This is a genomic window from Paenibacillus sp. EPM92 (assembly GCF_016586185.1).
Taxonomy (GTDB): Bacteria; Bacillota; Bacilli; order Paenibacillales; family NBRC-103111; genus Paenibacillus_G; species Paenibacillus_G validus.
Genome location: NZ_BCPS01000065.1, coordinates 17,512 through 42,972, shown reverse-complemented (window position 1 = coordinate 42,972; position 25,461 = coordinate 17,512). Strand labels below are relative to the sequence as shown.

The 25,461-nt window shown below is 54.3% G+C and carries 28 protein-coding genes and 1 other RNA gene; 3 read left to right on the top strand and 26 right to left on the bottom strand.

The features are described from left to right. Positions 1-6 precede the first annotated feature (6 nt). Complete coding sequence (locus JMF85_RS13700) at positions 7-579, top strand: hypothetical protein (RefSeq protein WP_054797361.1); 573 nt, start codon at positions 7-9, stop codon at positions 577-579. A gap of 34 nt (positions 580-613) precedes the next feature. On the opposite strand, the gene JMF85_RS13695 is transcribed toward JMF85_RS13700, so the two are convergent. Continuing rightward, the gene (locus tag JMF85_RS13695) at positions 614-1,948 is read right to left on the bottom strand and encodes a PhoH family protein (protein WP_127608515.1); all 1,335 of its coding nucleotides are present in this window, start codon (positions 1,946-1,948) and stop codon (positions 614-616) included. A gap of 106 nt (positions 1,949-2,054) precedes the next feature. On the opposite strand from JMF85_RS13695, the gene JMF85_RS13690 reads away from it, so the two are divergent. Beyond that, positions 2,055-2,612 carry a YhcN/YlaJ family sporulation lipoprotein gene (locus JMF85_RS13690; RefSeq protein ID WP_141333771.1) on the top strand — a complete coding sequence of 186 codons (558 nt, stop codon included), beginning with the start codon at positions 2,055-2,057 and terminating at the stop codon, positions 2,610-2,612. A 41-nt stretch (positions 2,613-2,653) separates the two neighbouring features. Here the strand turns inward: JMF85_RS13690 and JMF85_RS13685 are convergent, their stop codons facing one another. The 13 genes from JMF85_RS13685 to JMF85_RS13625 form a co-directional block, all read right to left on the bottom strand. Continuing rightward, complete coding sequence (locus tag JMF85_RS13685) at positions 2,654-3,106, bottom strand: pyridoxamine 5'-phosphate oxidase family protein (protein WP_054797359.1); 453 nt, start codon at positions 3,104-3,106, stop codon at positions 2,654-2,656. A gap of 138 nt (positions 3,107-3,244) precedes the next feature. Continuing rightward, positions 3,245-3,517: a hypothetical protein gene (locus JMF85_RS13680; protein ID WP_127608514.1), complete on the bottom strand. Its 273-nt coding sequence runs from the start codon at positions 3,515-3,517 to the stop codon at positions 3,245-3,247. Continuing rightward, complete coding sequence (locus tag JMF85_RS13675) at positions 3,514-3,984, bottom strand: hypothetical protein (protein WP_201318387.1); 471 nt, start codon at positions 3,982-3,984, stop codon at positions 3,514-3,516. The genes JMF85_RS13680 and JMF85_RS13675 overlap by 4 nt, the downstream gene beginning before the upstream one ends. 7 nt (positions 3,985-3,991) lie before the next feature. Further along, on the bottom strand, positions 3,992-4,285 hold the full coding sequence (locus tag JMF85_RS13670) for a YlaH-like family protein (RefSeq protein ID WP_054797357.1): 294 nt from the start codon (positions 4,283-4,285) through the stop codon (positions 3,992-3,994). 99 nt (positions 4,286-4,384) lie between these two features. After that, positions 4,385-6,232, bottom strand: a complete 1,848-nt coding sequence (gene typA, locus JMF85_RS13665; protein WP_127608513.1) for a translational GTPase TypA — start codon at positions 6,230-6,232, stop codon at positions 4,385-4,387. A gap of 176 nt (positions 6,233-6,408) precedes the next feature. Beyond that, positions 6,409-7,074 (bottom strand): TerC family protein, encoded by a 666-nt coding sequence (locus tag JMF85_RS13660; RefSeq protein ID WP_127608512.1) that lies wholly within the window; start codon positions 7,072-7,074, stop codon positions 6,409-6,411. Positions 7,075-7,113: 39 nt separating this feature from the next. Continuing rightward, the gene (gene thiI / locus JMF85_RS13655) at positions 7,114-8,325 is read right to left on the bottom strand and encodes a tRNA uracil 4-sulfurtransferase ThiI (RefSeq protein WP_141333774.1); all 1,212 of its coding nucleotides are present in this window, start codon (positions 8,323-8,325) and stop codon (positions 7,114-7,116) included. After that, entirely contained in the window at positions 8,326-9,498 is a 1,173-nt protein-coding gene (locus tag JMF85_RS13650) for a cysteine desulfurase family protein (RefSeq protein ID WP_236595855.1), read from the bottom strand. A 105-nt stretch (positions 9,499-9,603) separates the two neighbouring features. Continuing rightward, positions 9,604-10,326: a lytic transglycosylase domain-containing protein gene (locus JMF85_RS13645; protein ID WP_054800014.1), complete on the bottom strand. Its 723-nt coding sequence runs from the start codon at positions 10,324-10,326 to the stop codon at positions 9,604-9,606. Between the two features lie 119 nt (positions 10,327-10,445). Continuing rightward, a complete protein-coding gene (locus JMF85_RS13640; protein WP_201318386.1) occupies positions 10,446-10,880 on the bottom strand; it encodes a hypothetical protein in 435 nt (144 codons plus the stop codon). A 20-nt stretch (positions 10,881-10,900) separates the two neighbouring features. After that, complete coding sequence (locus JMF85_RS13635; RefSeq protein WP_054797353.1) at positions 10,901-11,116, bottom strand: DUF1540 domain-containing protein; 216 nt, start codon at positions 11,114-11,116, stop codon at positions 10,901-10,903. A gap of 66 nt (positions 11,117-11,182) precedes the next feature. Next, on the bottom strand, positions 11,183-12,328 hold the full coding sequence (locus JMF85_RS13630) for a glycoside hydrolase family 15 protein (RefSeq protein WP_201318385.1): 1,146 nt from the start codon (positions 12,326-12,328) through the stop codon (positions 11,183-11,185). Positions 12,329-12,429: 101 nt separating this feature from the next. Continuing rightward, positions 12,430-12,930, bottom strand: a complete 501-nt coding sequence (locus JMF85_RS13625; protein WP_127608506.1) for a YpuI family protein — start codon at positions 12,928-12,930, stop codon at positions 12,430-12,432. Between the two features lie 196 nt (positions 12,931-13,126). Between JMF85_RS13625 and JMF85_RS13620 the strand changes: the two genes are divergently transcribed. Next, positions 13,127-14,986 carry a S8 family peptidase gene (locus JMF85_RS13620; RefSeq protein ID WP_127608505.1) on the top strand — a complete coding sequence of 620 codons (1,860 nt, stop codon included), beginning with the start codon at positions 13,127-13,129 and terminating at the stop codon, positions 14,984-14,986. 98 nt (positions 14,987-15,084) lie between these two features. Here the strand turns inward: JMF85_RS13620 and rnpB are convergent. The 12 genes from rnpB to JMF85_RS13560 all read right to left on the bottom strand — a co-directional run bounded on the left by rnpB (position 15,085) and on the right by JMF85_RS13560 (position 25,441). Beyond that, positions 15,085-15,496, bottom strand: an RNA gene (gene rnpB, locus JMF85_RS13615) — RNase P RNA component class A. 73 nt (positions 15,497-15,569) lie between these two features. Beyond that, on the bottom strand, positions 15,570-16,685 hold the full coding sequence (locus tag JMF85_RS13610; RefSeq protein WP_141333778.1) for a Nif3-like dinuclear metal center hexameric protein: 1,116 nt from the start codon (positions 16,683-16,685) through the stop codon (positions 15,570-15,572). Further along, positions 16,652-17,425, bottom strand: a complete 774-nt coding sequence (locus tag JMF85_RS13605; RefSeq protein ID WP_201318384.1) for a tRNA (adenine(22)-N(1))-methyltransferase — start codon at positions 17,423-17,425, stop codon at positions 16,652-16,654. The genes JMF85_RS13610 and JMF85_RS13605 overlap by 34 nt, the downstream gene beginning before the upstream one ends. 5 nt (positions 17,426-17,430) lie before the next feature. Further along, a complete protein-coding gene (locus JMF85_RS13600; protein WP_201318383.1) occupies positions 17,431-18,270 on the bottom strand; it encodes a hypothetical protein in 840 nt (279 codons plus the stop codon). Positions 18,271-18,405: 135 nt separating this feature from the next. Continuing rightward, positions 18,406-19,524 (bottom strand): RNA polymerase sigma factor RpoD, encoded by a 1,119-nt coding sequence (rpoD, locus tag JMF85_RS13595; protein ID WP_054797348.1) that lies wholly within the window; start codon positions 19,522-19,524, stop codon positions 18,406-18,408. Between the two features lie 46 nt (positions 19,525-19,570). Continuing rightward, positions 19,571-21,406 (bottom strand): DNA primase, encoded by a 1,836-nt coding sequence (gene dnaG / locus JMF85_RS13590; protein ID WP_127608501.1) that lies wholly within the window; start codon positions 21,404-21,406, stop codon positions 19,571-19,573. A 40-nt stretch (positions 21,407-21,446) separates the two neighbouring features. Beyond that, positions 21,447-21,908: a YaiI/YqxD family protein gene (locus JMF85_RS13585; protein WP_127608500.1), complete on the bottom strand. Its 462-nt coding sequence runs from the start codon at positions 21,906-21,908 to the stop codon at positions 21,447-21,449. A gap of 114 nt (positions 21,909-22,022) precedes the next feature. Next, positions 22,023-22,835, bottom strand: coding sequence for a pyruvate, water dikinase regulatory protein (locus JMF85_RS13580; protein ID WP_127608499.1), 813 nt, complete (start codon positions 22,833-22,835; stop codon positions 22,023-22,025). Between the two features lie 193 nt (positions 22,836-23,028). After that, positions 23,029-23,775 (bottom strand): DNA repair protein RecO, encoded by a 747-nt coding sequence (gene recO, locus JMF85_RS13575; RefSeq protein ID WP_127608498.1) that lies wholly within the window; start codon positions 23,773-23,775, stop codon positions 23,029-23,031. 39 nt (positions 23,776-23,814) lie between these two features. After that, positions 23,815-23,958, bottom strand: coding sequence for a YqzL family protein (locus JMF85_RS13570; RefSeq protein WP_127608497.1), 144 nt, complete (start codon positions 23,956-23,958; stop codon positions 23,815-23,817). A gap of 143 nt (positions 23,959-24,101) precedes the next feature. Continuing rightward, the gene (gene era / locus JMF85_RS13565) at positions 24,102-25,025 is read right to left on the bottom strand and encodes a GTPase Era (RefSeq protein ID WP_127608496.1); all 924 of its coding nucleotides are present in this window, start codon (positions 25,023-25,025) and stop codon (positions 24,102-24,104) included. Beyond that, entirely contained in the window at positions 25,025-25,441 is a 417-nt protein-coding gene (locus JMF85_RS13560) for a cytidine deaminase (RefSeq protein WP_054797346.1), read from the bottom strand. Before JMF85_RS13560 ends, era begins: the two co-directional genes overlap by 1 nt. Positions 25,442-25,461: the final 20 nt, after the last annotated feature.

The following is a 25,461-nucleotide window of genomic DNA, read 5'->3' as shown; positions in this document are numbered from 1 at the left end:
ATTCCTATGGATTTCATGTTGAAATATGCGTTAGCCATGCATATGCCCGAAGGCAAAAGAGCCGGCTATTACGCACAAATCGTCAAGGCGTTGGCGGAACGCACGTCGCTGTTCGATCGGGACAAGGAACTGCTGATCTTCTCTTCCCCCGAAGAGCGCTCGGCGGCAGAACCGGTCATGACGCAGTACGCCGTTCCTGCCGAACCGATCGATTTGCTCCTGCTGCCTGCGAGCCTGCAGGCTCGCCCCACCTTCACCGACTTCGGCTTCGTCAGCCGCTTGGAGCAGCAGCCTTATCTTTACGCCGATATGGCGGCGCTGTTTCAACTCACCCACGCTCCAGCCGCGTCGCGTTCTTACGAGCCCGCCTCGGCGGCCGCTCAGCTGGACGAGCATGTGCTCGCCGATTGGCCTGCAGCATTCGACCCGGATGGTAAAGACGGCGCCGGTGACGATTACGGCCGGACGATCTTCGCCATCGAGGCGCAGCATGACCGGCTGGTTGAAGCCATCGCCGAAGCCTACGGCTGCGCGGTGCAGTGGCGATATCGGCCACAGCCTGCCCCCCACGCCAAATAAAGCCCTGGCCGATTCGGCCAGGGCTCTCTTCAGTTTACAGCAAATCCGCCGCCAGCTGTGCGAGGTTCGAACGTTCGCCCCGCTCCAGCATGATGTGACCGCTGATGCTTTGCTCCTTGAAGCGCTCGACAACATAGGTCAAGCCGTTGCTCGAGGCGTCCAGGTAAGGATGGTCGATCTGCTCCGGATCGCCGAGCAATACGATTTTACTGCCTTCGCCGACACGGGATACGATCGTTTTGACCTCGTGTTTGGACAAGTTTTGCGCCTCGTCGATAATAATAAACTGCCCCGGGATCGAACGGCCGCGGATATAGGTCAGCGCTTCGACCTGAATACTGCCGAGGCCGGCGAGAATTTTATCGATGTCGCCCGGCTTTTTCGTATCAAACAAAAACTCGAGGTTGTCGTACACCGGCTGCATCCAAGGCCGCAGCTTCTCATCCTTTTCCCCCGGCAAATACCCGATGTCCTTGCCCATCGGCACAACCGGGCGGGCGATCAGCAGCTTCTTGTACTTTCGCTCGTCCTCCACCTTCATAAGCCCCGCAGCAAGCGTCAGCAGCGTCTTCCCTGTACCGGCCTTACCCGTCAACGTCACAAGCGGCACATCGTCGTTGAGCAGCAGCTCGAGCGCCATCCGTTGTTGGGCGTTGCGGGCCGCTATCCCCCAGATCGGATCATTGCTCATGTAAAGCGGCTCGAGCTTACGGCCGTCGGCATTCACCTTCAGCAGCGCCGACTTGCTCGTGCCCATCTCATCCTTCAGAATGACGAACTCGTGCGGATGCAGCGGGTACGTCAAGTTCAACGAATTAACGCTCAGCGAACGGTAAGTGTAAAACTCATCGATGATGGCCGGGTGCACATGAAGCGTCAAGTGACCGCTGTAAATATCGTCAGCGACATTCACGACCCGATCCGTCAAGTAGTCCTGGGCCGTGATGCCGAGAACGTCGGCTTTAATGCGCACAAGCATGTCCTTGCTAACCAGTATGACCGGACGCGGCTCAGACCGCTCCTGCTCTTCCAGATGATAGTTCAACGCCACCGCCAAAATGCGGTTGTCGTTGTTTGCATCCGCAAACACTTCCTGAAGCTTGGCAAAGCTTCTGTGATTAAGCTCCACCTTCAAGCTGCCGCCGCTCGGCAGGGCGATGCCTTCGTACAAATGGCCGTTTGCCCTTAGCGCGTCCAGCATCCTGGAAATTTGCCGGGAATTGCGCCCGAGCTCGTCGGCGTTTCGCTTCTTCGAGTCAATTTCTTCCAATACAATGGCAGGGATGATGACTTCATTATCCTCAAAGGCGTAAATCGCATTGGGATCCTGCAACAGGACATTCGTATCCAACACATAAATTTTTTTCATGTGAGTCCCTCCCGGGTCTGGTGTTTGGCTCTATGCGATACATAGGAATTTGGCCGTGAGGACAAACTAACCAAAGCTGATGCTGCAGAGAAAGGATCGATGACGAATGAAAATGTTTGTCGCGGCAATCTTGTTGTTGTCCGCTACTTTGGCAGGATGTAACCAATCACCAAAGAATGGAGCTTCCACCTCTCAAGCTGCTGATCCGAACCAACAGGTCAAGGCCCAGCAAACGGCACCGCAGAAGAAAGAAATTACTGACCCGCAGACGGTAGCGAAGCGGCTGGAACAAATCGCCCTCAGCGTTCCGAATGTAGAAAGCGCCAATTGCGTCGTGTTCGGAAATACGGCGATCGTCGGCATCAATGTGCCGCCGGGGATGGATCGGTCAAGGGTCGGTACCATCAAACTTTCCGTAGCGGAAGCATTAAAGAAAGATCCGTACGGCGTCGATGCCTTCGTAACCGCAGATATGGATTTAGGCGAACGTTTACAGAAAATCCGGAATCAACTTCAAAACGGCCGGGGCATTAACGGGCTTGCAGAAGAAATGGCTGCGATCATCGGGCGAATCATTCCGCAGATACCGCGCGACGTCGACCCCATTCGACCGAACGAACCGCAGAACAGCGGCAATCCGCAAGTCCCCAACCCATCGCTTTAATAAAAAATCGTGTGCAAAAAAGCCTAGAAACGAAAACGGATCTAGGCTTTTTTCATGGCGCTGAACACTTGCGTATCCAGTTTCTCAGCGGCACGCTTGTCATACGTCTTCTCATATTCAGGTTGAACCGAAATGCGCGCTCCGTAAAACATCCCATCGCGAACTTCCGTTACTTCAATATCGAAGCAGGCCAGTTTGAATGGCACCTCGTCGAGAGCATCGGTAACCAGACGCGCTTTGCCGTAAATGGCATGGACGGAACCGGCACCAATATAAGTTAATGTGACCAGCGGATTGGCCTTCATATTCGTTATGAGCCGAGAACGTTGATCCACGGCGAAACGAATCGTGGAAGCATCCTTGGCGAACAGCCATGAAATGGCATTCATGGTCGGCGAACCGCTTTCGTGATCGATCGTGCTCAAAAGGGTGAGCGCTTCTTTCTGCAAATGTTCGATCAGTTGCTCGGATAGTGCTGTGATCGTTTCCGCCATAGAGTCCCCTCCTGTGTTAATAGTTCCTATTGCTACATCCATTATATCATACGCAAATTGGTACAGCTACCGATAGTTGCAACAGACACTCCCTTCACTTTTGAATACTTTATTTTATCTAAATGTCCGGAAATTATGTCATTCGTTATATTTGGGATTCGAATTAATATCGGTCAGCAGCTGCTCGGCCAATTCCCGGTCGTACCGCTGCATGCGGGTTTGTCCGTCCTGCTCGTACTCCACGCGGTACAAATCGTCGTTCTCCTCATAAGAGAACCGGCTCAAGGCATGGTCCTCCCGTAAGATGAGCTCGAAAAAATCTTTCGTTTCGCGCGCCGCTCCGTCCTCCGGACGTGCTTCGGCCACGATGCTGATTTGCAGCCAGTTAAACAATGTATCCTGCAAATTCATCGATCGACTCCGTCCTCTCTCAGCATAATGATCCGGTCGCCCCGCAATAACCAGGCTCGCATCGCGGCCGCCCACTCTTCCGTCCCCGGCTCGAGATCGGCTAGACTTAACAAACGGGCTGCTTCTCCGGGCGAAGGCAGGCCCGATAAATAAGCTTCCGCGCAATGCGAAAGCGGCCACCCCGCGGAAGGCTCCTCGTCAGTCGCCGTCGAAGCCTCCAGGCTGCGCAGCACAAACGGCCCGGCAGATCCGAGGCCAAACGGCAGATCATCCGTGCCGCAAGCATCCAGCGCCTCGTCAGCTACAAGCAGATGGGCTTTGAACGCCAGCAGCAGCCGCGGATGAACCGCTTGCAGCGCACGCACAAAGCGGTCGCGTTTATCAGCCGGGGCCAGCTCGAATCTCTCCTCACCGAACACCGCGGTTTCGCCGTTCCATTCCAGCGGCACAAGCCAGTACGTCGCCATGCGAACTTCACTCCTTGCCAGGATCAGTGGGTTTACCCTTATTGATGCGTTCCTGTACGAAATAACGCAGGCGAAGCGTCAGCATCAAGCCCACGGCCACCGATAAGCTCAAGATGATCGGCAAGCCCGCCAATTGAAAGAACAACAGCATCAAGGAGCCGAGCGCAAGCAGCAAATAAATGACCGCTTCTTTCAGCAAAGGCAGCTTGCGCGCCCGAAACACTTTGTTGTACACGTATGTAAGAAGAACGAATATAAGCACGTAAGCGATCCAAGGATGCGCCCTAAACCATTCGAGCATACGTACCGACACCTCCGGTTCCAAAGGGATAGAATAGTTATGAAGAAAGCTCTGATCGCTCAGAGCTTTCCCCGCTTAATGTTACGAAGCTATAGTTAGTTAGACGCTGCTTTCCGCCATCTTGCGGTGCTTCTCGAAGCGCTCGCGCTCGCTCTTGTTCAAAATCTTCTTGCGCAAGCGAATCGATTTCGGCGTAATCTCGCAATACTCGTCGTCGTTCAAATATTCCAGTGCTTGTTCCATCGAGTGGATGCGCGGCGTCTTCAGACGTACGGTCTCCTCTTTCGTTGCGGAACGAACGTTGGTCAGCTGCTTCTCTTTACAGATGTTCACGATGATGTCGGTATCGCGGTTATGCTCGCCGACGATCATGCCCTCATAGACTTCCGTGCCCGGCTCCAGAAACAGGATGCCGCGGTCTTCCACGGAAAGCATGCCGTAGAAGGTCGACGTTCCCGTCTCGCTGGAGACGAGTACCCCTTCGTGACGTCCGCCTACGCCGCTGCCGGCGTAAGGACCGTAGCTGTCGAACGCATGGTTCATCACGCCGTAACCGCGCGTCAGCGTCAGGAAATAGGTGCGGTAACCGATCAATCCGCGGGCCGGAATCAGGAATTCCAGACGCACATTACCGTTGCCGTTGTTAATCATGTTGACCATCTCGGCTTTGCGCGTACCGAGACTTTCCATAACGGAACCCATGCTGTCTTCCGGCACGTCGATGATCAGGCGCTCGATCGGCTCCATCTTCTGGCCGTCGATCTCTTTAATGATAACTTCCGGTTTCGATACTTGAAGCTCGAAGCCTTCGCGACGCATATTCTCAATCAGAATCCCGAGATGCAGCTCGCCGCGGCCGGAAACGATGAACGCATCCGGGCTGTCGGTTTCTTCAACGCGCAGCGAGACGTCGGTCTCCAACTCTTTCATCAGCCGTTCGCGCAGCTTCCTCGACGTGACGTGCTTCCCTTCACGGCCGGCGAACGGACTGTTGTTGACGAGGAACGTCATTTGCAGCGTCGGCTCGTCGATCTTCAGCACCGGGAGCGCCTCAGGGTTAGCCGGATCGGCCAGCGTTTCGCCGATATTGATGTCTTTAATACCGGAAATCGCAACGATATCACCGGCACCCGCTTCTTCGATCTCCAAACGTTTCAGCCCCTGGAAGCCGAACAGCTTTTCCACGCGCGCCTGTTTAATTTGACCTTCGCGGTTGATGACGGCGATCTGCTGACCTTGGCGGACGACGCCGCGGTTCACCCGGCCGATGGCGATACGGCCCAGGTACTCGTTATAATCCATCAACGTGACCAAAAATTGCAGCGGCTCTTCTACGCTTTCCGTCGGAGCCGGAATATGATTCACGATCGTTTCGTACAAGGCCTGCATGTTGTTTTCCTGTTTAGCAGGATCCGGATCAAGGCTGGACGTTCCCATCAGAGCGGACGCATAGGCGACGGGGAAATCCAATTGCGCGTCGTCGGCGCCAAGCTCGATGAACAAATCGAGCACCTCGTCTACCACTTCGGCCGGACGGGCGTTCGGACGGTCGATTTTGTTCACGACGACGATCGGCGTCAAGTGCTGCTCCAACGCTTTGCGCAGCACGAACTTCGTTTGCGGCATCGTGCCTTCGAACGCATCAACAACGAGCAGAACGCCGTCAACCATCTTCATAATCCGTTCCACTTCGCCGCCGAAGTCGGCGTGGCCCGGCGTATCCACGATATTAATCAAGTAGTCTTTGTAACTGATGGCGGTGTTTTTAGCCAAAATGGTAATGCCCCGCTCACGCTCCAAGTCATTGGAGTCCATGGCTCTCTCCTGCACCGCTTCATTGTCCCGGAACGTACCGGATTGCTGGAGAAGCTTGTCGACAAGCGTCGTTTTCCCGTGATCGACGTGGGCAATAATAGCAATATTGCGAATTTTATCTCTGGCATGCATAGGTGGTTTTAATTCCTCTCTTCTAATTTGGCCTGCGAAGCCCGTTCAACAAAGAAGCGTCGACTCAAGAAGCGCCGACGCATCATTCCATCTTCCATTATACGTGCGATTACGGCAAAAGGCAAGGAAATCGCCGATATTTACGCACCGTAAACATTCGCCATTTCGACACGAAGCTAGGAATGCTTCGGCCTGACGATCAGCTTCTTCAACACGCCGCTGACGATTACGATGACCGTTGTGACGGTCGGCAGCACGTAATGCGGGATATCTCCGAGCACGAGATGCGAAATTTGCTCGTCCGCCATGAACATTTCACCCGCTGTATATCCTAAAATGCCCGCTCCCAAAAATACGAGCACCGGAAACTTTTTCAACAAAGTCACCACGAGGTTGCTGCCCCAGATAATGATCGGAATGCTGAGCCCGATTCCTAAAATGATGACGCCGACTTCGCCCTTTGCCTTGGCCGCGATCGCCAGTACGTTGTCCAGGCTCATGACGAAGTCGGCCAAAATAATAGTCGAGATCGCCTTGCCGAGCGTGGATGCTTCCTTCACGTCCGAATGCCCATCTTCGTCAACCAGCAGCTTAATGGCGATCCAGAGCAGCAGCAGCGATCCGATTCCTTGAATGTAAGGGATGTCCAGCACATAAACGGCGGCTAGCGTCAATAAAACCCGCAGCGCGATGGCGCCGAATGCCCCCCACCATATCGCTTGCTTGCGCTGGGCCACAGGCAAATTTTTACTGGCAAGCGCGATAACTACCGCGTTGTCTCCGCTCAGCACGATATTGATCAGCATAATTTCCAGAAACAAGACGATATTGTCCCAGAGCATGAATACCCCCCCTTTCCCTATATACAGGTGAGCTTACGGCTAGAAAAAGGCGTCGAAGCGGTCGAACCGCTCATCGCCGGCTTCTATCCAGGTTGTTTCCGTCCGGAGAACCGCGTCTTCGATCGCTTCCTCCAGCCAAGGCATGTTGCGCTCGATGCTGTGGATGACGTTCAAATTCGGATTGGTGCTTGGACTGGGCGGCAGAAACAGCGTGCAGCAATCTTCGTGCGGCAATATCGAGATATGAAAAGTATCGATCATTTCCGCGATTTTAATAATTTCCTTTTTTTCCATACAAATGAGCGGCCTTAGCACCGGCATCTGAACGGCGCGGCCGATCGCGTCCATGCTGGCCAGCGTTTGGCTTGCGACCTGCCCCAAGCTTTCACCGGTGATGATCGCTCCGGCGCCCCCGGCCTCGGCCAGCTTCTCGGTAATCCGGAACATGGCGCGCCGCAGCAATGTAATCAGCAAGTTTTGCGAGTACGCTTGATGAATACGCGTTTGCACTTCGGTGAACGGCACCATGTGCAGCTTGACCGAGCCGCCGTAAGGAGCGAGCCGCCGCACCAGGTCTCTTACCTTCTGCTGGGATTGCTCGCTGGTGTACGGATAGCTGTGAAAATGAACGGCCTCCACCTTCAGCCCTTGGCGCATAGCCAAATACCCGGCTACCGGACTGTCGATGCCGCCGGACAACATGAGCGCAGCCCGTCCGTTCGAGCCGAGCGGAAAGCCGCCCGCGCCCTGATCCACGCGGCAGTACAGCCATGCCGCCTCTTCGCGAAGCTCCACCTTCAGCTCCGTGTCGGGCCGATGCACATCGACCTTCAGCTCCGGCAGCGCGCGAAGCACCGCCCCGCCGACCAGACGGTTCATCGCCTGCGAATCGTGCGGAAAGCTTTTGTTAACACGGCGGACGGTCACCTTGAAGGTGTCCGGCTGCGGCGTCAGCGCCTCCATCATGGAGGCGGCCGCCTCTTGAATGCGCTCCAGCTCCAGTTCGGTGCTGACCACCGGACTTATCGAAGCGAGCCCGAACACGCGCTTCAGCGGCGGCAAAACATCTTCGTACGGCACGCCGTTCAAGTGAAGCATGATCCGGCCGAATTCCCGTTCGAACCGGATCGCCGGAAAGGGCCTGAGCCCTCGTTTCACCTGTTCGAACACCGTTTTCTCAAAACGGTGCCTATTTTTTCCTTTCAAAACCAATTCCCCGTAGCGAAGCACAGCCAGTTGCGCTTGATTCATCTAGTTTCGTCCTTTCCGGCTACGTGCGGTAACCTGCGGTTTAACGGCTTTCAACACCTCGGTAAGCATGCGGTCGAACCGCTCCACATCCCCAAGCGTTTGCTGCAATGAATAACTTAGACGGATACCGCTGCGGGCAGCGGCGTCCGTATACCCCATAGCTGTCAATATGCGACTGGGCTTCTCCACGGAGGACGAACATGCCGACCGCGCCGAGACGAAGATGCCTCGCTGCTCAAGCGCGTGAACGAGCACCTCCGATTTCATGCCCGGATAAGTGAAGTGAATCAGATGCGGTGCCATGCCTCCAGGCTCGTCCGTTCCGCTAAGCGTCAGCTCCGGATGGGAGCCGATTACGGCCTCCAGCTTCGTTCGCAGCTCCGCGGTATGAGCCGCAAACTGCGGCTGCTGCTGAACGGCGATCCGGACTGCCTTAGCCATGCCGACGATCGCCGGCACGTTCTCGGTGCCGGATCGCAGCCCTTGCTCCTGGCCTCCCCCATACAGCAGGGGCTGCAGCTCCACCCCGGAACGGATGTACAGAAATCCCGTTCCTTTCGGCCCGCCGAGCTTATGAGCCGCGCAGGTAAGCAGGTCGGCCCCCAATTCCTGCGGGACCACCTGCAGCTTGCCCAGAGCTTGTACCGCATCGACGTGGAACAGCGTCTTCACGCGGGGACGCAGCAGCTCTCCGATTTCCCGGATCGGCTGCACGCGGCCCATTTCGTTATTCACATACATGACGCTTACAAGAATCGTATCGTCGGTCAATGCGGCGCGCAGCGCATCCATGTCAATCCGGCCGGTGCGGTCGACCGGCACGTAGGTCACGCGGAACCCTTCTTGTTCCAGCTGCCGGAACGTGGCGTAAACCGAGTCGTGTTCGATTTGAGACGTGATCAAGTGCGTGCCGCGGTGCCGGTAACGATAGGCGGCCCCTCTTATCGCCCAATTGTTGCTTTCCGTGCCGCCGGACGTAAACCGAATTTCCGCAGCCTTACAGTGAAGCGCAGACGCAATCGTTTCCCGGCTGCGGGCGACGAGCGTCTGCGCGTCGATACCGAGGCGGTGCAGCGAAGACGGATTCCCGTAATGGGTTTTCATGACTTCCGTCATCGTGTCAATAACTTCGGGCAGCATCGGCGCAGTCGCCGCATAATCCAAATATAACAAGTCTATGAGCCTCCGCTTCCAATAAGTACTAGCCGTCTAACGAAAAACAAGACCAATCCTCGCGCCTCCGTACACCGGAAACGGAAATTGGTCCTTCCCAACCTTTTAAGAAAGCTCGTAGGCAGTTTGAAGCTGCCGCACTTTGCGAACATAGTTTTGCGTTTCCTTCGGGAGCAGATGCAGCTTGTCCATCAACTGTTGATCGGTGCGTATGCCGAGCCGGTCCAGACGGCCGGGACCGGCGTTGTAAGCGGCTAGCGCCACACCTTGATTGCCGTTGTATTTCATGAGCAGATCGGACAAATATTGCGTACCGCCGGCAATGTTCTGCGCTGGATCGAAAGCGTTCGTAACCCCGAGGTCCGCGCCCGTCGAATCCATCAGCTGCATCAGGCCCTTCGCCCCCGCCTGGGAAACAGCGCGAGGATTGAATGAAGATTCCGCTTCAATGACAGCCTTGATCATGCTCGGCCGCACGCCGAACTTCTGACTCGCTTCTTGAATGATAGGCTCGAAATCCGTAGGTTGGCTTGGGGCCAATTGCTCCTGCCAATACGCTCCTGACGAACCGAACGTCCCATTCGCGAAAAGCGGCGATTTGGACATAGCCGATGACGCGGCCGAGGTTAGCGCGGCTCCCGAGGCTTTAGCCGCATTTTGCCGGGCAGCCTGAGTCGCCATCAGCCCCTCGAGCAACTCGGCGAAATCGCCGTCGCTCCCGTCGGAGCCTGCCGGATTCGAGGAAAGCAAGCCGGCTTTATTTATCGTTTGCAGCTGCAGCAGTTCCTTGATCGTGCGCGGATCCAAGGATCCGATGTTCATGGACATGATGGTGAATGCTCCTTACGTATAAGAGATCATAGATCTATTGTACACTCTTTCGAGTACAGGTTCTACCCTAAAAATGTAAAGCAGGCCGAAGGCGGCCTGCTTCGTTTCTCCCGAAGTCATGCGTACAGCGGTACGAGGATGAAATACCCAGCCAGCGATATCAATCCGATTGCAAGCGCCCAGCCGCCGAGTGCACGCTGTCCGACAGAGTAAGCGAACAGCCCCAGCACAGCGGCTGTACTGCCGAGCAGCGCCGGGAACGCGAACAGCGACAAGACGGCGAGCATGATCGCCGTCAAACCGAGCCAGCGGTACGCAGTACCCGATCGCTCCGGCGCCTGACTCTCACTTGTCGTACGTACCGCCCGGTCTTCCGTCCGTTCCCTTACGGAAACAGGCGCACCGGAAGGAGGATAAATGCCCGCCTCTGCGGCAAATTCCTCGTGAACGCTCCCCCCCGATTCGCGAGTAACCTGCTGCAGCTTGTAGCGCTGCAGCGCGGCATCGTTACGGTCAGGCTTTGCAGGCTTCCCTCCGAGCTTCCGTTTCATATCCGTTCGTCCTTTCCGGGTCAGGATGATTTGGACTTCTTCGGCTCAAAGGTGTGACAACAGGTGTTTCTTACGCTTGTGGCACGGTCTTGATGATCAACGAAATCCGTCGCGAATTCAGTATCGTACCCGACTTCCGCATGTTTGTCGACTTCAATCATGATCGTTTTCGCATTGCAATTGTTGCCTTGCGCCCAGTATTCGCAGTTGGCAACGCTGCATTTGACTTCTGGCATATGATCACCCCCTGCCCACAGCTTGCCCGCTGCAAAGAGGGGGTATTCTTGCCAAACTGGGTTCATTTACCGGATAGAGTCGGGGTAGAGTCGATGGTACAGCACCAAATACATGCCGTGCGACCATAATAATGGCCTCGCCGGAGGGCCCCATTTGCTGACCCAATGCTCATACCCTTCGCGTGACGGAAGCGCATCCGGAACCTGCTCCGGCAGCCGGCCGCTGGCGTCGGCCTTGGACACGATCCAATGCAGCGCCGCTTCGGCTGTCTCGCGTCGGCCGCGCGAAAGAGCGGCCCATCCGTACCAGGCGGTCAGGAGGAGCCACTCGCCGCCGCCGTAATACGTGTCGCTGGCATAACGGCGAAGCCCGCCTTGTGCCGTGCGCAGCTCGGCATCGATTCGATTGAGCGTCGCCTCCATCGCCGGATGATCCGCTTCGAACATGTGAAACGGCTCAAACAGCCACAGCAAGCTCGCATCGACGCCTTCGTAATTGATTTTATACGTTACCGTGTCGTCGGCTTTGACGGGCGCGATATTTTTCACGAAATGTCCGTCCGGGTGGACCGCATGCTGCAGCAGGAACTCACGAATGCTCGCGCAAACCGTTTCCAGCTCATTCCGCCGGTCCAGTCGCGCGATCGCTTTCAGCCCGCCGTACAAACAGGCAAGCGTGGAGGGGTGGATAAATTCCGCATATTCTTCCCAACAGTCGAAATTCGGCAGCTGCCAGAACGCGACCAAATAAGCGACCGTCGCATCGACAGCCGGGCGATACGCATCCGGGATTTGCGGCTGCCCCGTCGCCTTCAAATGTTCGCTCAGTCCCCACAACCAGGCGCCGTAACCGTCCAGTTGAAAGTGACCCCAATCCGATTGTTCGTCGTCGCGGCCGTCGGCATAGTAGCGCGTATGTAAAAACTGCTCCTGCGGAATAAACTCGCCCCGCTCCTTCTTGCCTAGCAAATCGTCAATATGCGGCTTTTTCGATTCGATAATTCGGCTTACCCACTCATAGAACAGGCGGGAGCTGTCATGCTGCCCCGCAACATCCATGCCGTAAGCGATAAAGCTGCCGTCGCGCAGCCAACTGAACGTGTAATGGGAAAATAAAGGGGATGCTACGTACCCTCCCCGTTCGTGCTGATTCCATGTTATTAAGCGGGTGCTGGCTTCCGCCAATTGTTCCGCCGTCAGCCTAGCGGTCATCCGGGCGACACTTCCTTTACGCTTGTATCAAGCTAAATAAAAAGAGATGCTGGAAAGCACCTCTACTTGTCATTATATGGAAAAGCAGTAGCGATTATACGTTATACCTTTTCGCCCTGCATCCTTTTTTGCGTAATATAGTCGGTTTCATAGTACGACAGATCTTCGCGAAGCGTCTCGAAAATTTTGGAGAGCTCAATCGTCAAGTCGCGGACTTCACGCACCGGCTTTTTGCGGAAACGAATAGCATCCTGGCCTGTGTAGGCGTAACGACCGTCTTCGGAATAACATTCATTTTTAGGATAAAAGAAGCTGTTTACGGATGAATGATACACTTCATAAAGTACTTTCTCCGAATATTCCACGTTGAAGTTCGGTCGGCGCAGCGCAACCCCCAGCTTCTCGTAAGCCACCTCCGAAAATACGAGCAAGTGCCGGGTATCGGAAAGATATCCTTTATAAAACTCTTCCATCGCGCTGTCGTTCTCGGTGTTTAATTTCGTGAGCGAGCTCCCGTTTAAAAACTGCTCCATTTTGGCGATGGCTTCGCTCAATTTTGCTCTCGTCGTTTCACAAAGGTTTTTCACATGTTCTACTGACATAATTCCGGTAGCCTCCTCAACTTTGACGCAACAATAAATTTTATTCATACAAGCAGATTTCCAATCAATCGTACCATAAAACCAGAGTAAAAGTAATAGGAGAAATTCATTCATCCGGCTGGTTAACTTTGCTTATGATGATTCCTACGAACGTCGGGAAGTCTACTCCTATGACGAATACAGGAGGCTGTCACCGATGTGGAAATACGCGTTCCCCGTGTTGCTCGTAGTTGCAGGCGCGCTGATCCTGTTCCCCCGCGGCGATCAAACGCCACGACCCGAAGCCTTGTCGCCCCAAGCCGAGCTTCAGATGAAGCAAACAACATTGAATCAAGACCTTAAGCAGACCGAAGAGCTGTGCCGCAATCAATGCAGCTATGAGCTGCGCCGTGTGGCCGGCGAGATGAGCCGCAATGACGAAAACCGCATTCCGGCTTTACTGTCCGACTTGCAAAAGGATCATCCTCATATGCAGCTTCTTGTTCGAACCAAGCGCAACGAGTCCTTGTCGCAGGGCAAAGCTGCCGGTACTTTGAAAGATCCGGTGCGCCGGGCTGCGGATACCTATATGACGGAAGCGAAAGTCCAAGTAGACGCAGGACGCTCGTATCAATCGCCGGCCTTCGAAGCGGAAGGCAGCCAGTACTTCGTCTTAGGCGAGCCGGCGGATGACGGTACAAGCGGTATTATCGGCGTCGTAGAGCAGCACATTCTGAAGCAGGTGGCCGATCATCAGCTTAAAAACTTGCGGATTGTCACCTATCCGAGCGAAGGACGCTACAAAATCGAATCGGTCGATTCTGATACCTTACAGGATGTTCATGTCCATCATCCGGAAGGAAATCAAGGCACGAGCCATTATCATCAAAATCAAGTTGTCGTCCGGTTCAACAAAGAACCGACCGAAGCCGAGCTTTCCCAAATTCGCAAAGAAATCGGCGGTAGCACCGTGCAGAAGCTCGGTTACACCTATGTGTTCGAGTCCGACCGCATGGAAGCTAAGGCGCTTATGAATTACTTCCGCAAATGGAATGTTTCGTACAGCGAGCCTCACTTCCTTTATTTAACCAACGAGTCGGCCGTTCCCACGCCGACAGCTAACAGCATCACGCCGAATGATGCTTTATATCGCCGGTATCAATGGAATTTGCCGCAAATCGAAACCGAGGCCGGCTGGAACATTTCCAAAGGCTCCGATCAAGTCACCGTTGCCGTCATCGACACCGGAGTCGATTTGAAGCACCCGGACTTGAAGAACCAGCTTGTTAGCGGTTTGAACGTCGTAAATAAGGACGCCGATCCGCAGGACGATGTCGGGCACGGCACCCATGTCGCCGGGGTCATCGGAGCCTTGGTCAACAACAATCTGGGCGTAGCCGGCATGAGCTGGTACAACCGGATCATGCCGGTTAAAGTACTTGACTCGAGCGGAGCCGGCAGCACCTATGCCGTTGCGCAAGGCATCATTTGGGCCACCGACCATGGCGCCAAAGTCATCAATATGAGTCTCGGCAATTATGCCGATGCCGAATTTCTCCATGACGCGATTCGATATGCGTACGACCGCGATGTCGTGCTGATTGCCGCGAGCGGCAACGATAACACGGATCGGCCGGGTTATCCCGCCGCTTATGAGGAAGTGTTCGCGGTCGCGGCGGCCGACTCCCAGAAGTCGAAGGCGTCGTTCTCCAACTACGGCGATTACATCGACGTTACGGCGCCGGGCGTCAGCATCGCCAGCACGTACCTGAACAACCAGTACGCGGCATTGTCGGGGACGTCGATGGCAAGCCCGCACGTAACAGCGCTCGCCGCGCTGATTCGTTCGGTCAATCCGAAGCTGAAAAATACGGAAGTGATGCAGCTCATGCGCGACACCGCGACGGATCTGGGCCAGGCCGGCAAAGATAAATATTTCGGCTACGGCTTAATCGACGTGGCCGCCGCCCTGAAAGCCGCCCAACCGAAGTCCGTCCGGCAGGAAGAGCCGACAGCTCCGAATAACACCACGCTTCCGAACTGGCCCGGGTGGCTGCAGCGTCTGTTCGGCAGTTGAACCGGCACCAGCACAGCGCATGTGCGCAAAGCAAAGAAACCGCCTCATGAGGCGGTTTCTTTGCACATCTAAAACCATCCGTTTGCTGTATGTGGCTGAAAGAAAGTTTGCCGTAAGCCGGGTTCTGTGCTTCCAGTGGTCGTAACGGGGGCCACCCTGCCACCATTGAAGCGACAATCATCTATCTAGGCCAAACATTGCTGCCTGGCTCAAGCGACCAACCCGAACGCGCCTCGGGCTAAGGCTGTCCCTTAAAGAGACTAGCGTTCCTCTAGGTCTTGCTCCAGATGGGGTTTACCAGGAACCATGTCACCATGGCTCCTCGTGGTCTCTTACACCACGGTTCCACCCTTGCCTGTGCCGCTGCCGTGAGCGGCGGCCATCGGCGGTCCGTTTCTGTGGCACTAGCCTTCAGCTCGCGCTGACTGGACGTTATCCAGCATCCTGCCCTATGGAGCCCGGACTTTCCTCTCGCGGCGCAAGGCCGCCAGCGATTGTCTGTCAAACTTTCTTTTGCAACAGATGCATTTGCTAGTATAACCCCATTCGCCGCAAAAGGCAATACGCCTAAATGAGGTCGGGCTTACACAAATCGGAAAGGCTCCGTGTCGGTCTGCGAAGCAATGGCGCGCGTCTTCCATTTGCGGTCGTCCAGCTTGCGCTGCAAATAATCGGCGACGCCTTGCTTCATAATCTTCTCCACGTTATGTCCGGGGTCGATCAAGGCGATGCCTGCGGCGAGCGCATCGTGCGCCGTATGATAATCGATATCGCCGGTGATCAGCACATCGGCTCCTGCGAAGATCGCATTGCGCACATACCTGCCGCCCGAGCCTCCGAGCACAGCCGCCTTACGGATGACGCGCTGCGGGTCGCCAACCATGCGCACCATCGGCACTTCATATGCCTGTTTGACGCGCTCGCACAGCTCAGCTAAGGTGACCGGAGCCTCCAGCTTCCCGGCCCGGCCCAGCCCGAACGTACGCGTCTTCAAGTCAAGCGCATATAAATCGTAAGCTACCTCTTCGTACGGATGCGCCTTCAGCATGGCCTGCACGACACGCCGTTCGGCGCTCTGCGGCACGATCGTTTCAATGCGGATTTCTTGCGCTTGCTCCAGCTGCCCCTGCCGTCCGATGTAAGGATCCGTTCCTTCGCCCGGCTTGAACGTTCCGACGCCTTCGATGTTGAAGCTGCAGTGGCTGTACTTGCCGATAGCGCCCGCCCCTGCATCGAACATCGCGGCGCGCACCTTGTCCGCGTGGTCGACCGGCACGAAGACAACCAGCTTCTTCAGCTTGTCGGTGTGCACTTCATCAAGCGGCTCGGTAACCTTCAGCCCGATCGCCTCAGCCATCATATCGTTAATGCCGCCGTCCGCCACATCCAAATTGGTATGGGAAATGTAGACGGCGATATCGTGTTTAATCAGCTTCTCGTACAAGCGCCCGGCCGGCGTATCGGTTTGCAGATGCGGCAGCGGGCGAAAAATAATCGCATGATGCGCAATGATCAAATTGGCGTCGACGCGCAGCGCTTCTTCGACGACTTCATCCGTGACGTCCAGCGCAATGAGCACATTGCGGATTTCCTTCTGCAGCGTTCCGAGCTGCAGACCGATTTTGTCATTCTCCACCGCATACGATTTCGGCGCTAACTCTTCCATTAGTTGAATGACGGCTTGACCTTTGGCGTACATGCGGCCAACACCTCCCTGATCCGGTTCATTTCCTTCCGGTATTCGGCTTCTTTCGCGCGGGCGGCCTCGGTCTGCGACAACCGAAGCTGCGCGCATATCTTATCCATTTTCTCAAGTTCCCAAGTCCACTTCGTTCTCCAGACGTCGGACGCTTCCCGCGTCAAGTAGGGCCCCATGAGAAGGAGAAGCTCACGCTGAACTTCCCTTCCGTCCGCGCATACGAGAGGAGCGTACATCTGCTCCGGCTCAAGCCCGGATTCAGCGGCGGACACAGCAGTTAAGATTTCGTAGATTTTGCCGTCCTCTTCCAGAATACGTTCTCCGATCAGCACCCAGCCGTTCGCAAGCAGCCACTCCCGAACCGCAGGTTCGCCGACATTCGGCTGCAATACGAGCCGTTTCACCCCCTTGAGCTTCGACTTCCCCGGTTCTAGAATAGACACGATCAAGGCTCCGCCCATTCCCGCGATCGTAATGACGTCCACTTCGCCCGGTTCGATCACCGCCAGCCCGTCGCCAAGCCGAACGTCGATGACGTGCTTCAAGCCCGCTGAACGGACTTGCTTGGATGCCGCCTCATACGGCCCTTCGTTCACCTCGCCGGCCACCCCGCTCACGATGACCCCGTTTGCCGCCAAATAAGAAGGGAGCAGCGCGTGATCGGACCCGATATCCGCTAACCGGCTGCCCTCCGGTACTTCCCTCGCAATCCATTCCAATCGTTTCGACAACTTTATCATTCACATTACCCCATGACCCAGACGGTCCATTTTTTTCGCCAAACGAACAAGATCGCAGCTTGCATACACATTTTGCTTAGCAGCAGCCATTGCAGCGCTTGTTCGCCGTACTTCTCGGCATAAAGCATACCATACAATTCCGGCATGTACCAAACGATGAGGCCCAGCAAGAAGAAGACGAGCCCGATTTGACGGCTTCTCTCGTGGATCAACCAGGACAGCCAGCAAAACAAGATCCCAAGCGGCACCCAGCTAATTTCCAGCGTAAACCAGTTGATCGCATCAAGCTGATGATGAAGCAGCCAACCGTAACAAAAAACGAGACTGACCCATCCGCACAACTGGAACAGCGCCAGCCGTGCCAATAGCCCGGTGATCATCCATATTAGACTGGTGATAAACACATATCCGACGACGAGCACCGGCTCCTCGATGCCGTGAAGCTTCATCATATAAACCCCGATAAACAGCAGGAACAGCGAAGCCATGCCCAGCAGTATTTGCGCCGCCATCGGTTCCTTGGCCCGCTTGAGCCCTCCCCACACATAACAGGCGGTCAAAACGGCCAATGCGACCCCCATTTGCATTGGTAATTCAAAAGCGTTAAAATTAAGAGCAGAAAAGGATAAAGCGGCCGCTATGATTAAATTGAGCATCCATATTTTCCAATTGCTGTTTCTTATTTGCGATGACGAAAGCCCCAAAAATCCGCTCCCGGTATCGGGCTTCGCTGCATCGCTATCCAAATAAATGTTAAGTAAAAAATCGCAATACTGCTCCGGTAACAGTCGGCTGCGCCGCCAGTGTTCGATTTCGCGAATGAGCATTTTCTTTTTTTCGTCCATTAGCGTCCTTCTCCCCCAAGGCCCGGCATACTTCTTTCCTATTTCATTATCGGCGGCGGGGACATAAAAAATTAGACCTTGCTGCGAGGCACTCGCAGAAGGTCCAACATAGATCCGAACGCATGACCGTTTCATTTATTCCAAGAAATCCTTCAGCCGCTTGCTGCGGCTTGGGTGCCGAAGCTTACGGAGCGCCTTGGCTTCGATTTGGCGAATCCGCTCGCGCGTAACGCCGAATACTTTACCGACTTCCTCCAGCGTTCTTGTGCGGCCGTCATCCAGTCCGAAGCGCAAGCGAAGAACGTTTTCTTCCCGTTCCGTCAACGTGTCGAGCACGTCCTCAAGCTGTTCCTTCAGCAGTTCGTAAGCGGCGGCATCCGCAGGTGCCAGCGCCTCCTGGTCCTCGATGAAATCCCCCAAATGTGAATCGTCTTCCTCACCGATCGGCGTTTCCAATGAAACCGGCTCTTGAGCGATTTTCATAATTTCGCGCACTTTATCGGTACTGAGATCCATCTCTTTGGCGATTTCTTCCGGTGTGGGTTCGCGCCCGAGCTCTTGCAGCAGTTGTCGGGATACCCGGATCAGCTTGTTGATGGTCTCTACCATATGTACCGGTATCCGAATCGTCCGCGCTTGGTCCGCAATCGCTCGCGTAATCGCCTGGCGAATCCACCATGTCGCATACGTACTGAATTTGTATCCCTTCGTATGGTCGAACTTCTCAACGGCTTTAATCAAGCCCATATTGCCTTCCTGGATTAAATCAAGGAACAGCATGCCGCGTCCGACATATCGTTTGGCAATGCTGACAACGAGACGCAAATTGGCTTCGGCCAGACGGCGCTTCGCTTCTTCGTCGCCAAGCTCGATCCGTTTCGCCAAATCGACTTCATCTTCTGCGGAAAGCAGAGGAACACGGCCGATTTCCTTCAAGTACATCCGCACCGGATCGTTGATCTTAATGCCCGGAGGCAAAGATAGATCGTCGTCAAAGTGGAAATCGTCGTGCTCATTATCATGCGGATTCATGTCATGGTCTTCATCCGACTCGTTGCCGACGTCGATGCCCATTTCTTGGAGCTGTTCGAAAAATTCATCGATCTGCTCCGGATCTTGATCGAAAGGCGCCAGCTTTTCCATTATCTCTTTGTACGTAATAACCGAGCGCTTCTTGCCCTGTTCGATCAGTTGTTCTTTCACTTGCTCCAACGTCAACTCTGTCTCTATTTCCGTGCGTTGATCGTTCGCCATAATCCAACTCCCTCCTCCTTGGAACTCCCCAAAGCGCGCTTAAGCATCAGGATGATTTCAATTGCTTTTCCAAGGATATAATTTCACTGCCCAGCTGCAGAGCTCTTGGAATATCTCCCATTCGTTCCGCTTGTTTAATTTCTTCTCTCTTACGCTCCAATTGCTGCAGAAGCGGATACTTCTTAATTTCGCGAATGTAATCGTCAATCACGGCTTCGTTCACACCGTTGCGATTATCTATTAAGGTCAAAGAGCTTGCCAAGCTCTCGAGCTTGTCATCCTGGAGCATCCCGATGAACATGCTTGCATTCGGTTCGTATCCTTGCGCATAGTAGGCGTACAAGTAGGCGGCGATGGCCGCATGAGCCTCCATATTGAACTCGTCCCCCAAACGACGCTCGACATACTGGGAAACGTCCCGGTCCAGCATCATTACGGCAAGCAATTGTCGCTCTGCAAATTGATAGGCAGGGATCATTGAAGGGGTCTGTTCACGAGGCTTTCCGTCATTCATACCATTATTCCACGGATTGGGTTTATTATCCCCGGATCGGCTGTTTTTTTCCGTCTGCAGCCTGATCTCATTAAGCGTCTGCATCGCGGAGTCATAGGAATACCGGAACTCGGAAGTTAAATCCTTCACGTAGTGCTCCCTCTCAATCGGTGATGTGAGCCCCGCAATCAATCGGAGCGCCTGCTGTATATATCGTAGCCTCTCCCCATCCTCCTGCATCCTATAGTTTTTGCGAAAATAAAGAAGTTTATATTTGATCGACGGTACGGCGGTCTCGATAACCTCGCGTACGAATCGTTCAGAACCGTGATTGGCAATATATTCGTCCGGATCCATGCCCCCCGGGATTACCGCGATCTTCACCTGGCACCCGGCGTTCTCTAAGAGCGGAATGCTCTTGTAGGCGGCCGATTGTCCGGCATTATCGCCGTCGTATGCAACCGTTACCCGTTCCGCAAGCCTGCGAATCGCTTCGGCGTGTTCCGGCGTCAGAGCCGTTCCCATCGTGGCGACTCCGTTCGTGACTCCCGCATCCCAGGAACGAATGACGTCCATGTACCCTTCGAACAGGACAATCTCCTGCATTTTGCGTATTTGGGGTCTCGATGCGTGCAAGTTGTACAAGGTACGGCTCTTATGGAACAGCATCGATTCCGGGCTGTTTAAATATTTGGGCTGTCCGTCTCCCATCAACCTTCCGCCGAATGCGATCGTCTGCCCTTTCCAATCGCGGATCGGGAACATCACGCGATCTCGAAATTTGTCGACGTAACCGGTGCCATCCTGTTTCGCCGAAATCAAACCGCCTTGTTCCATGAGCGGCAGCGGAAATTGCTTCTTGTCCAGCAGATTAACGAGCGTATCCCATCTGGATGGCGCGTAGCCGATGCCGAATGTCTCCATCAGCTTACCTGTAATCCCTCGTCCCATCAAATACTGTTTAGCCGCTTTTCCCTGCTCCGTATTGTGGAGAATGTACTGGTACAGCTTGTCGGCCAGCTCGTACGCTTCGAGAAGCTTAGCCCGCTCCTTGCTCTCTTTCGTTTCCGCCCCGGTATGAGACGCCCCAAGGCCGACCTGCAGATTCGCTTCCTCCGCTAATTTCCTAACCGCTTGACCGAAGGATAAACCTTCGATTTCGGCGACGAAACGAATCACTTGCCCGCCTGCGCCGCAGCCGTAGCAATGGTAAATTTGCTTCTCCGGCGTAACGGTGAACGACGGCGTCTTCTCGGAGTGAAAAGGACACAGGCCTTTCAGATAATGCCCTTGTTTCGTCAAATGCACGTACTTGCCGACGACTTCGACAATATCGTGAGCCTTCAGGACGGCGTCGATGACATGATCGGGAATGCGTCCGTTACTCATCCTATCCACCTTCAATCCAATTAACACGTAATACTATTCGCTACTTTAGGCGATTCTCCTGCAAACGGGATAAAAGTTTTGTCAAAGATTGTAGAAATTCATCACGATCCTGATTCGTAAACGCTCTGGGCCCTTTCGTATGCTTCCCTCCGCGCCGCAGCTTGGCTTGCTCGTGACGGCGTTCCAGCAAAAAATCCATCGTACGATCGTTGAACAGCTGCCCCCGGTTGGATAGGGCGAACGCCTTCTTCCCGAGCGCAAGAGCCGCAAGACCGAAGTCCTGGGTAACGAGAACGTCTCCTGCCTGAATTCGATTCACGATATAAAGATCGACCGATTGATCGGAACGATCCACTTGAACGATTTCGACGCCGTCTTCCGGCTGCAGCCGGTGATCGAACGAGGCGACCATGACCACTTGAACGTCAAACCGTGAAGCGGCGTTGCGGATTTCGGCTTTGACCGGGCAAGCGTCCGCATCCACTATTATTTTATACGTCATGAGAGACCACCACGGGGATTAATTCAGATATGTGAATGTTTTTACAATCGCACTACCGTAATATTATATACGATGAAATTACAAAAAATCCTGCTTATATCCAAAAGAAACAGACTACCTGGAACGGAATATATCGATGATGATGCTGGCCGTCTCTTCGACGGCTTTGTTGGACACGTCGATGACCGCGCATCCGATTCGTTTCATGACCGCGTCAGCAAACTCCAGCTCTTTATGAATGCGCGCGGTGTTCGCGTAAGTGGCGTTGCCGGGCAGCCCTAACGTCTTCAACCGCTCGGTGCGAATCACGTTCAGCTTCTCGGGGTCGATCCGCAAGCCTACAATCTTCTTGGAGGATACGGTGAACAATTGATCGGGCGGTGCAATTTCCGGTACCAGCGGCACATTCGCGACCTTGAATTTTTTGTGGGCCAAATACATGGACAGCGGTGTCTTGGAAGTCCGCGACACGCCGACCAGCACGATGTCGGCCTGCAGCACGCCGCTGAAATCGCGGCCGTCGTCGTATTTGACGGCAAACTCGATCGCTTCCACCTTCTTGAAGTAATCTTCGTCCAGCTTGTGGATCATTCCCGGCAAATGCCTTGCTTCCTGTTTAAGCGTATGCTCCAGTGTGCGAATGACCGGTCCGAGCACATCGATGTATACGATGCCGGCGCGTTCAGCTTCCTCGATCAAGTAATCCCGCAGCTCGGGAATAACGAGCGTAAAGACGATCGCCCCGTTGCGTTCCACCACGGTTCGGATCATTCGATCGATATCCGTTATTTCCTGCAGGAAAGGCACCCGTCTTATTTCTACTTGCAACGGATCGAATTGAACGGCGGCCGCGCGTACGACCGCTTCCCCCGTATCTCCGGCCGAATCGGAAGCAACGAATATGACCGGCTTAAGCATGGTTACCATCTCGGCCTCGTCCCCCTTGGTAAAGTTCTGGCATGACCTACTCTTACTACGAGCCTATACACGGTAATGTTTCATGATGGGACAAACAAAAAATCTCGCTAACCAAAGCCTAGTAAGCAGACTCTGTAACGAGAATTCCATGGATGCATCATATTATAATAACATTGCACGAAAATTATGTCAATTTTTTCATCTATATTTCATAGCGATCCATTTGATCTAAAAAATCACGCGATTTCAAGCGCAAGCCTGCGTGCGTGTCGAAGTAAGCGCGCAATATTTGTTTCAACAACGCTTTCGTCTGCGGCTTCACGTCAATCTGCCCGAGCCTCCTGACGTCGGTTTGAACAAAGATCCGCAGCAGCTTCAATGCTCCGGGCGTTAAAGCAATCGCCTGCGGATCGCGCAGCCGGCAAGTCTCGCATAAGATGCCGCCGAGCCCGACGCTGAACGAAACCGCTTCCCCTTTACTGCCGCAGATGACGCACTGTTCCAGCTCAGGCATATAACCGGCGTGCATCATCATTTTCATTTCGTATAAGTGGACGACAATCTGCATATCCTTGCCTTCAAGCAGCGCATGAAAGCTCCCTTTCAATTGCTCGAATAAGTAAGGTTGTCCTTCCTGATCGCCCAGCATCCGGTCAGTCAGCTCCGCCAGGTACGACGCGTTAGCCGCCAGATGCAAATCTTCGCGCAACTTGTGGAACGCCTCCACGATCTCGGCGTGATTCAGCGTTCCGAGCTGACCCGATTTGAAAAATGAAAAATCGCCCAGCGTAAAAAGCTGGACGGTCGAGCCGAATCGGCTTTTTACTTTTTTGGCGCCTCGGGCGACAATACTCATTTTTCCTTGTTCCCGAGTAAACAGCGTAATAATTTTATTGCCTTCCCCATAATCCATGCTGCGAATGACGATTCCCTGCAGCCTATACTGCATCGGCAGTCTCTCCCTGCTCCTAAGCCTCGCGCGTATTACTTACTGAAGCCAGTCGGAGGCTTCCAGCCCCGCTTCTTCCTCCGGTTCCGGTTCCTCTCCGTCTTGGACATTCATCTCTTTATAAAGCAGGTAGGCATCCACATCTCCAGTCATCGAAAAATACTTCCACGAAAAATCTCTCATGGTACATCCTCCCCAGTGTGACATGACTACAATACCTGTTTATAGGAATAGGATGATACGAATCGCATCGAAGTATGCTGAACAAATACTGGCATGTATGCTCTCCATTACCCTGCCTTTGTACTACTGAAACAAATTCCGTCTTATTCGTGCCTAAAACCGAGATCCTTCAGCACGCGGTCGTGGTTTCTCCAGTCTTTCTTCACCTTCACCCACAGCTCGAGGAACGTCTTGGAGCCGAGCAGCGCCTCGATATCGGCGCGCGCCTGTTTGCCGACTTCCTTCAACAATGCGCCGCTCTTGCCGATGATGATGCCCTTTTGCGAATCCCGTTCCACATAGATGACGGCCGAAATGCGGACGAGACCGTTCTCCTGCACTCGCATATCTTCAATGGACACCGCGATGGAATGCGGAATTTCTTCGCGCGTCAGATGCAATAATTTCTCCCGGATCAGCTCCGCGCAAACGAATTGCTCCGGGTGATCCGTCACTTGATCCGCCGGATAATACTGAGGTCCTTCCGGCAAATATTTGATCACCTGCTCGAGAAGCGTGTTCACGTTGTTGCCGTTCTTCGCCGAGATCGGCACGATTTCAGCGAACGGGTACAGCTCCTTGTACGTTGTAATTACCGGCAGCAGCTGCTCGGGATGCACCTGGTCGATTTTGTTCATGACCAGGATGACCGGCGTCTTGACGTTACGTAGCTGCTCGATAATGAACCGGTCGCCGCCGCCGAGCCCTTCGACAACGTCGATCAGAAACAGCACGGCCTCCACTTCGCTGAGTGCGCTTTGAGCGGATTTCATCATATAATCGCCGAGTTTCGATGTCGGTTTATGTATACCCGGCGTATCGAGAAAGACGATTTGCGCTTCATCGGTCGTATATACGCCATGAATTTTGTTGCGCGTCGTTTGCGGCTTATCCGACATGATCGCGATTTTTTGGCCGATCACTTGATTCATCAACGTTGATTTGCCCACGTTCGGCCGGCCTATAATGGCCACGAAGCCGGATTTAAAAGGCGCTTTCTTGGTGTCGTTCTTTGAAGAGTTTGACATCAGTTGTCTGTTCCTCCGTCCAGATCTTGAGATGTGAATGCCCCGGGCAGCAGCGCCGATACGGTCGTCTCCGTGACGTCTCCGCGCAAATTCGCCAAATACACCGGCATATCCGGAGCGCATAGCTCCACGAGCACTTGACGGCAAACGCCGCAAGGAGAAACCGGATGCGGCGTATCGCCGACGACCGCAATGGCCTGAAACGTACGCGGCGCTTCCCCGTCCGCGATCGCGCGATGCAGCGCCGTTCGTTCGGCGCAGTTGGTCGGCCCGTACGCCGCATTCTCCACGTTGCAGCCGAGATGAACGCGGCCTGATGAATCGAGCAATGCGCTGCCTACTTTAAAGCGGGAGTACGGCACGTAAGCCCGCTCCCGCACTTGCTTGGCCCATTCGATCAATTCCGAGCGTTGCATGCGGTCACATCCTTCTTTGA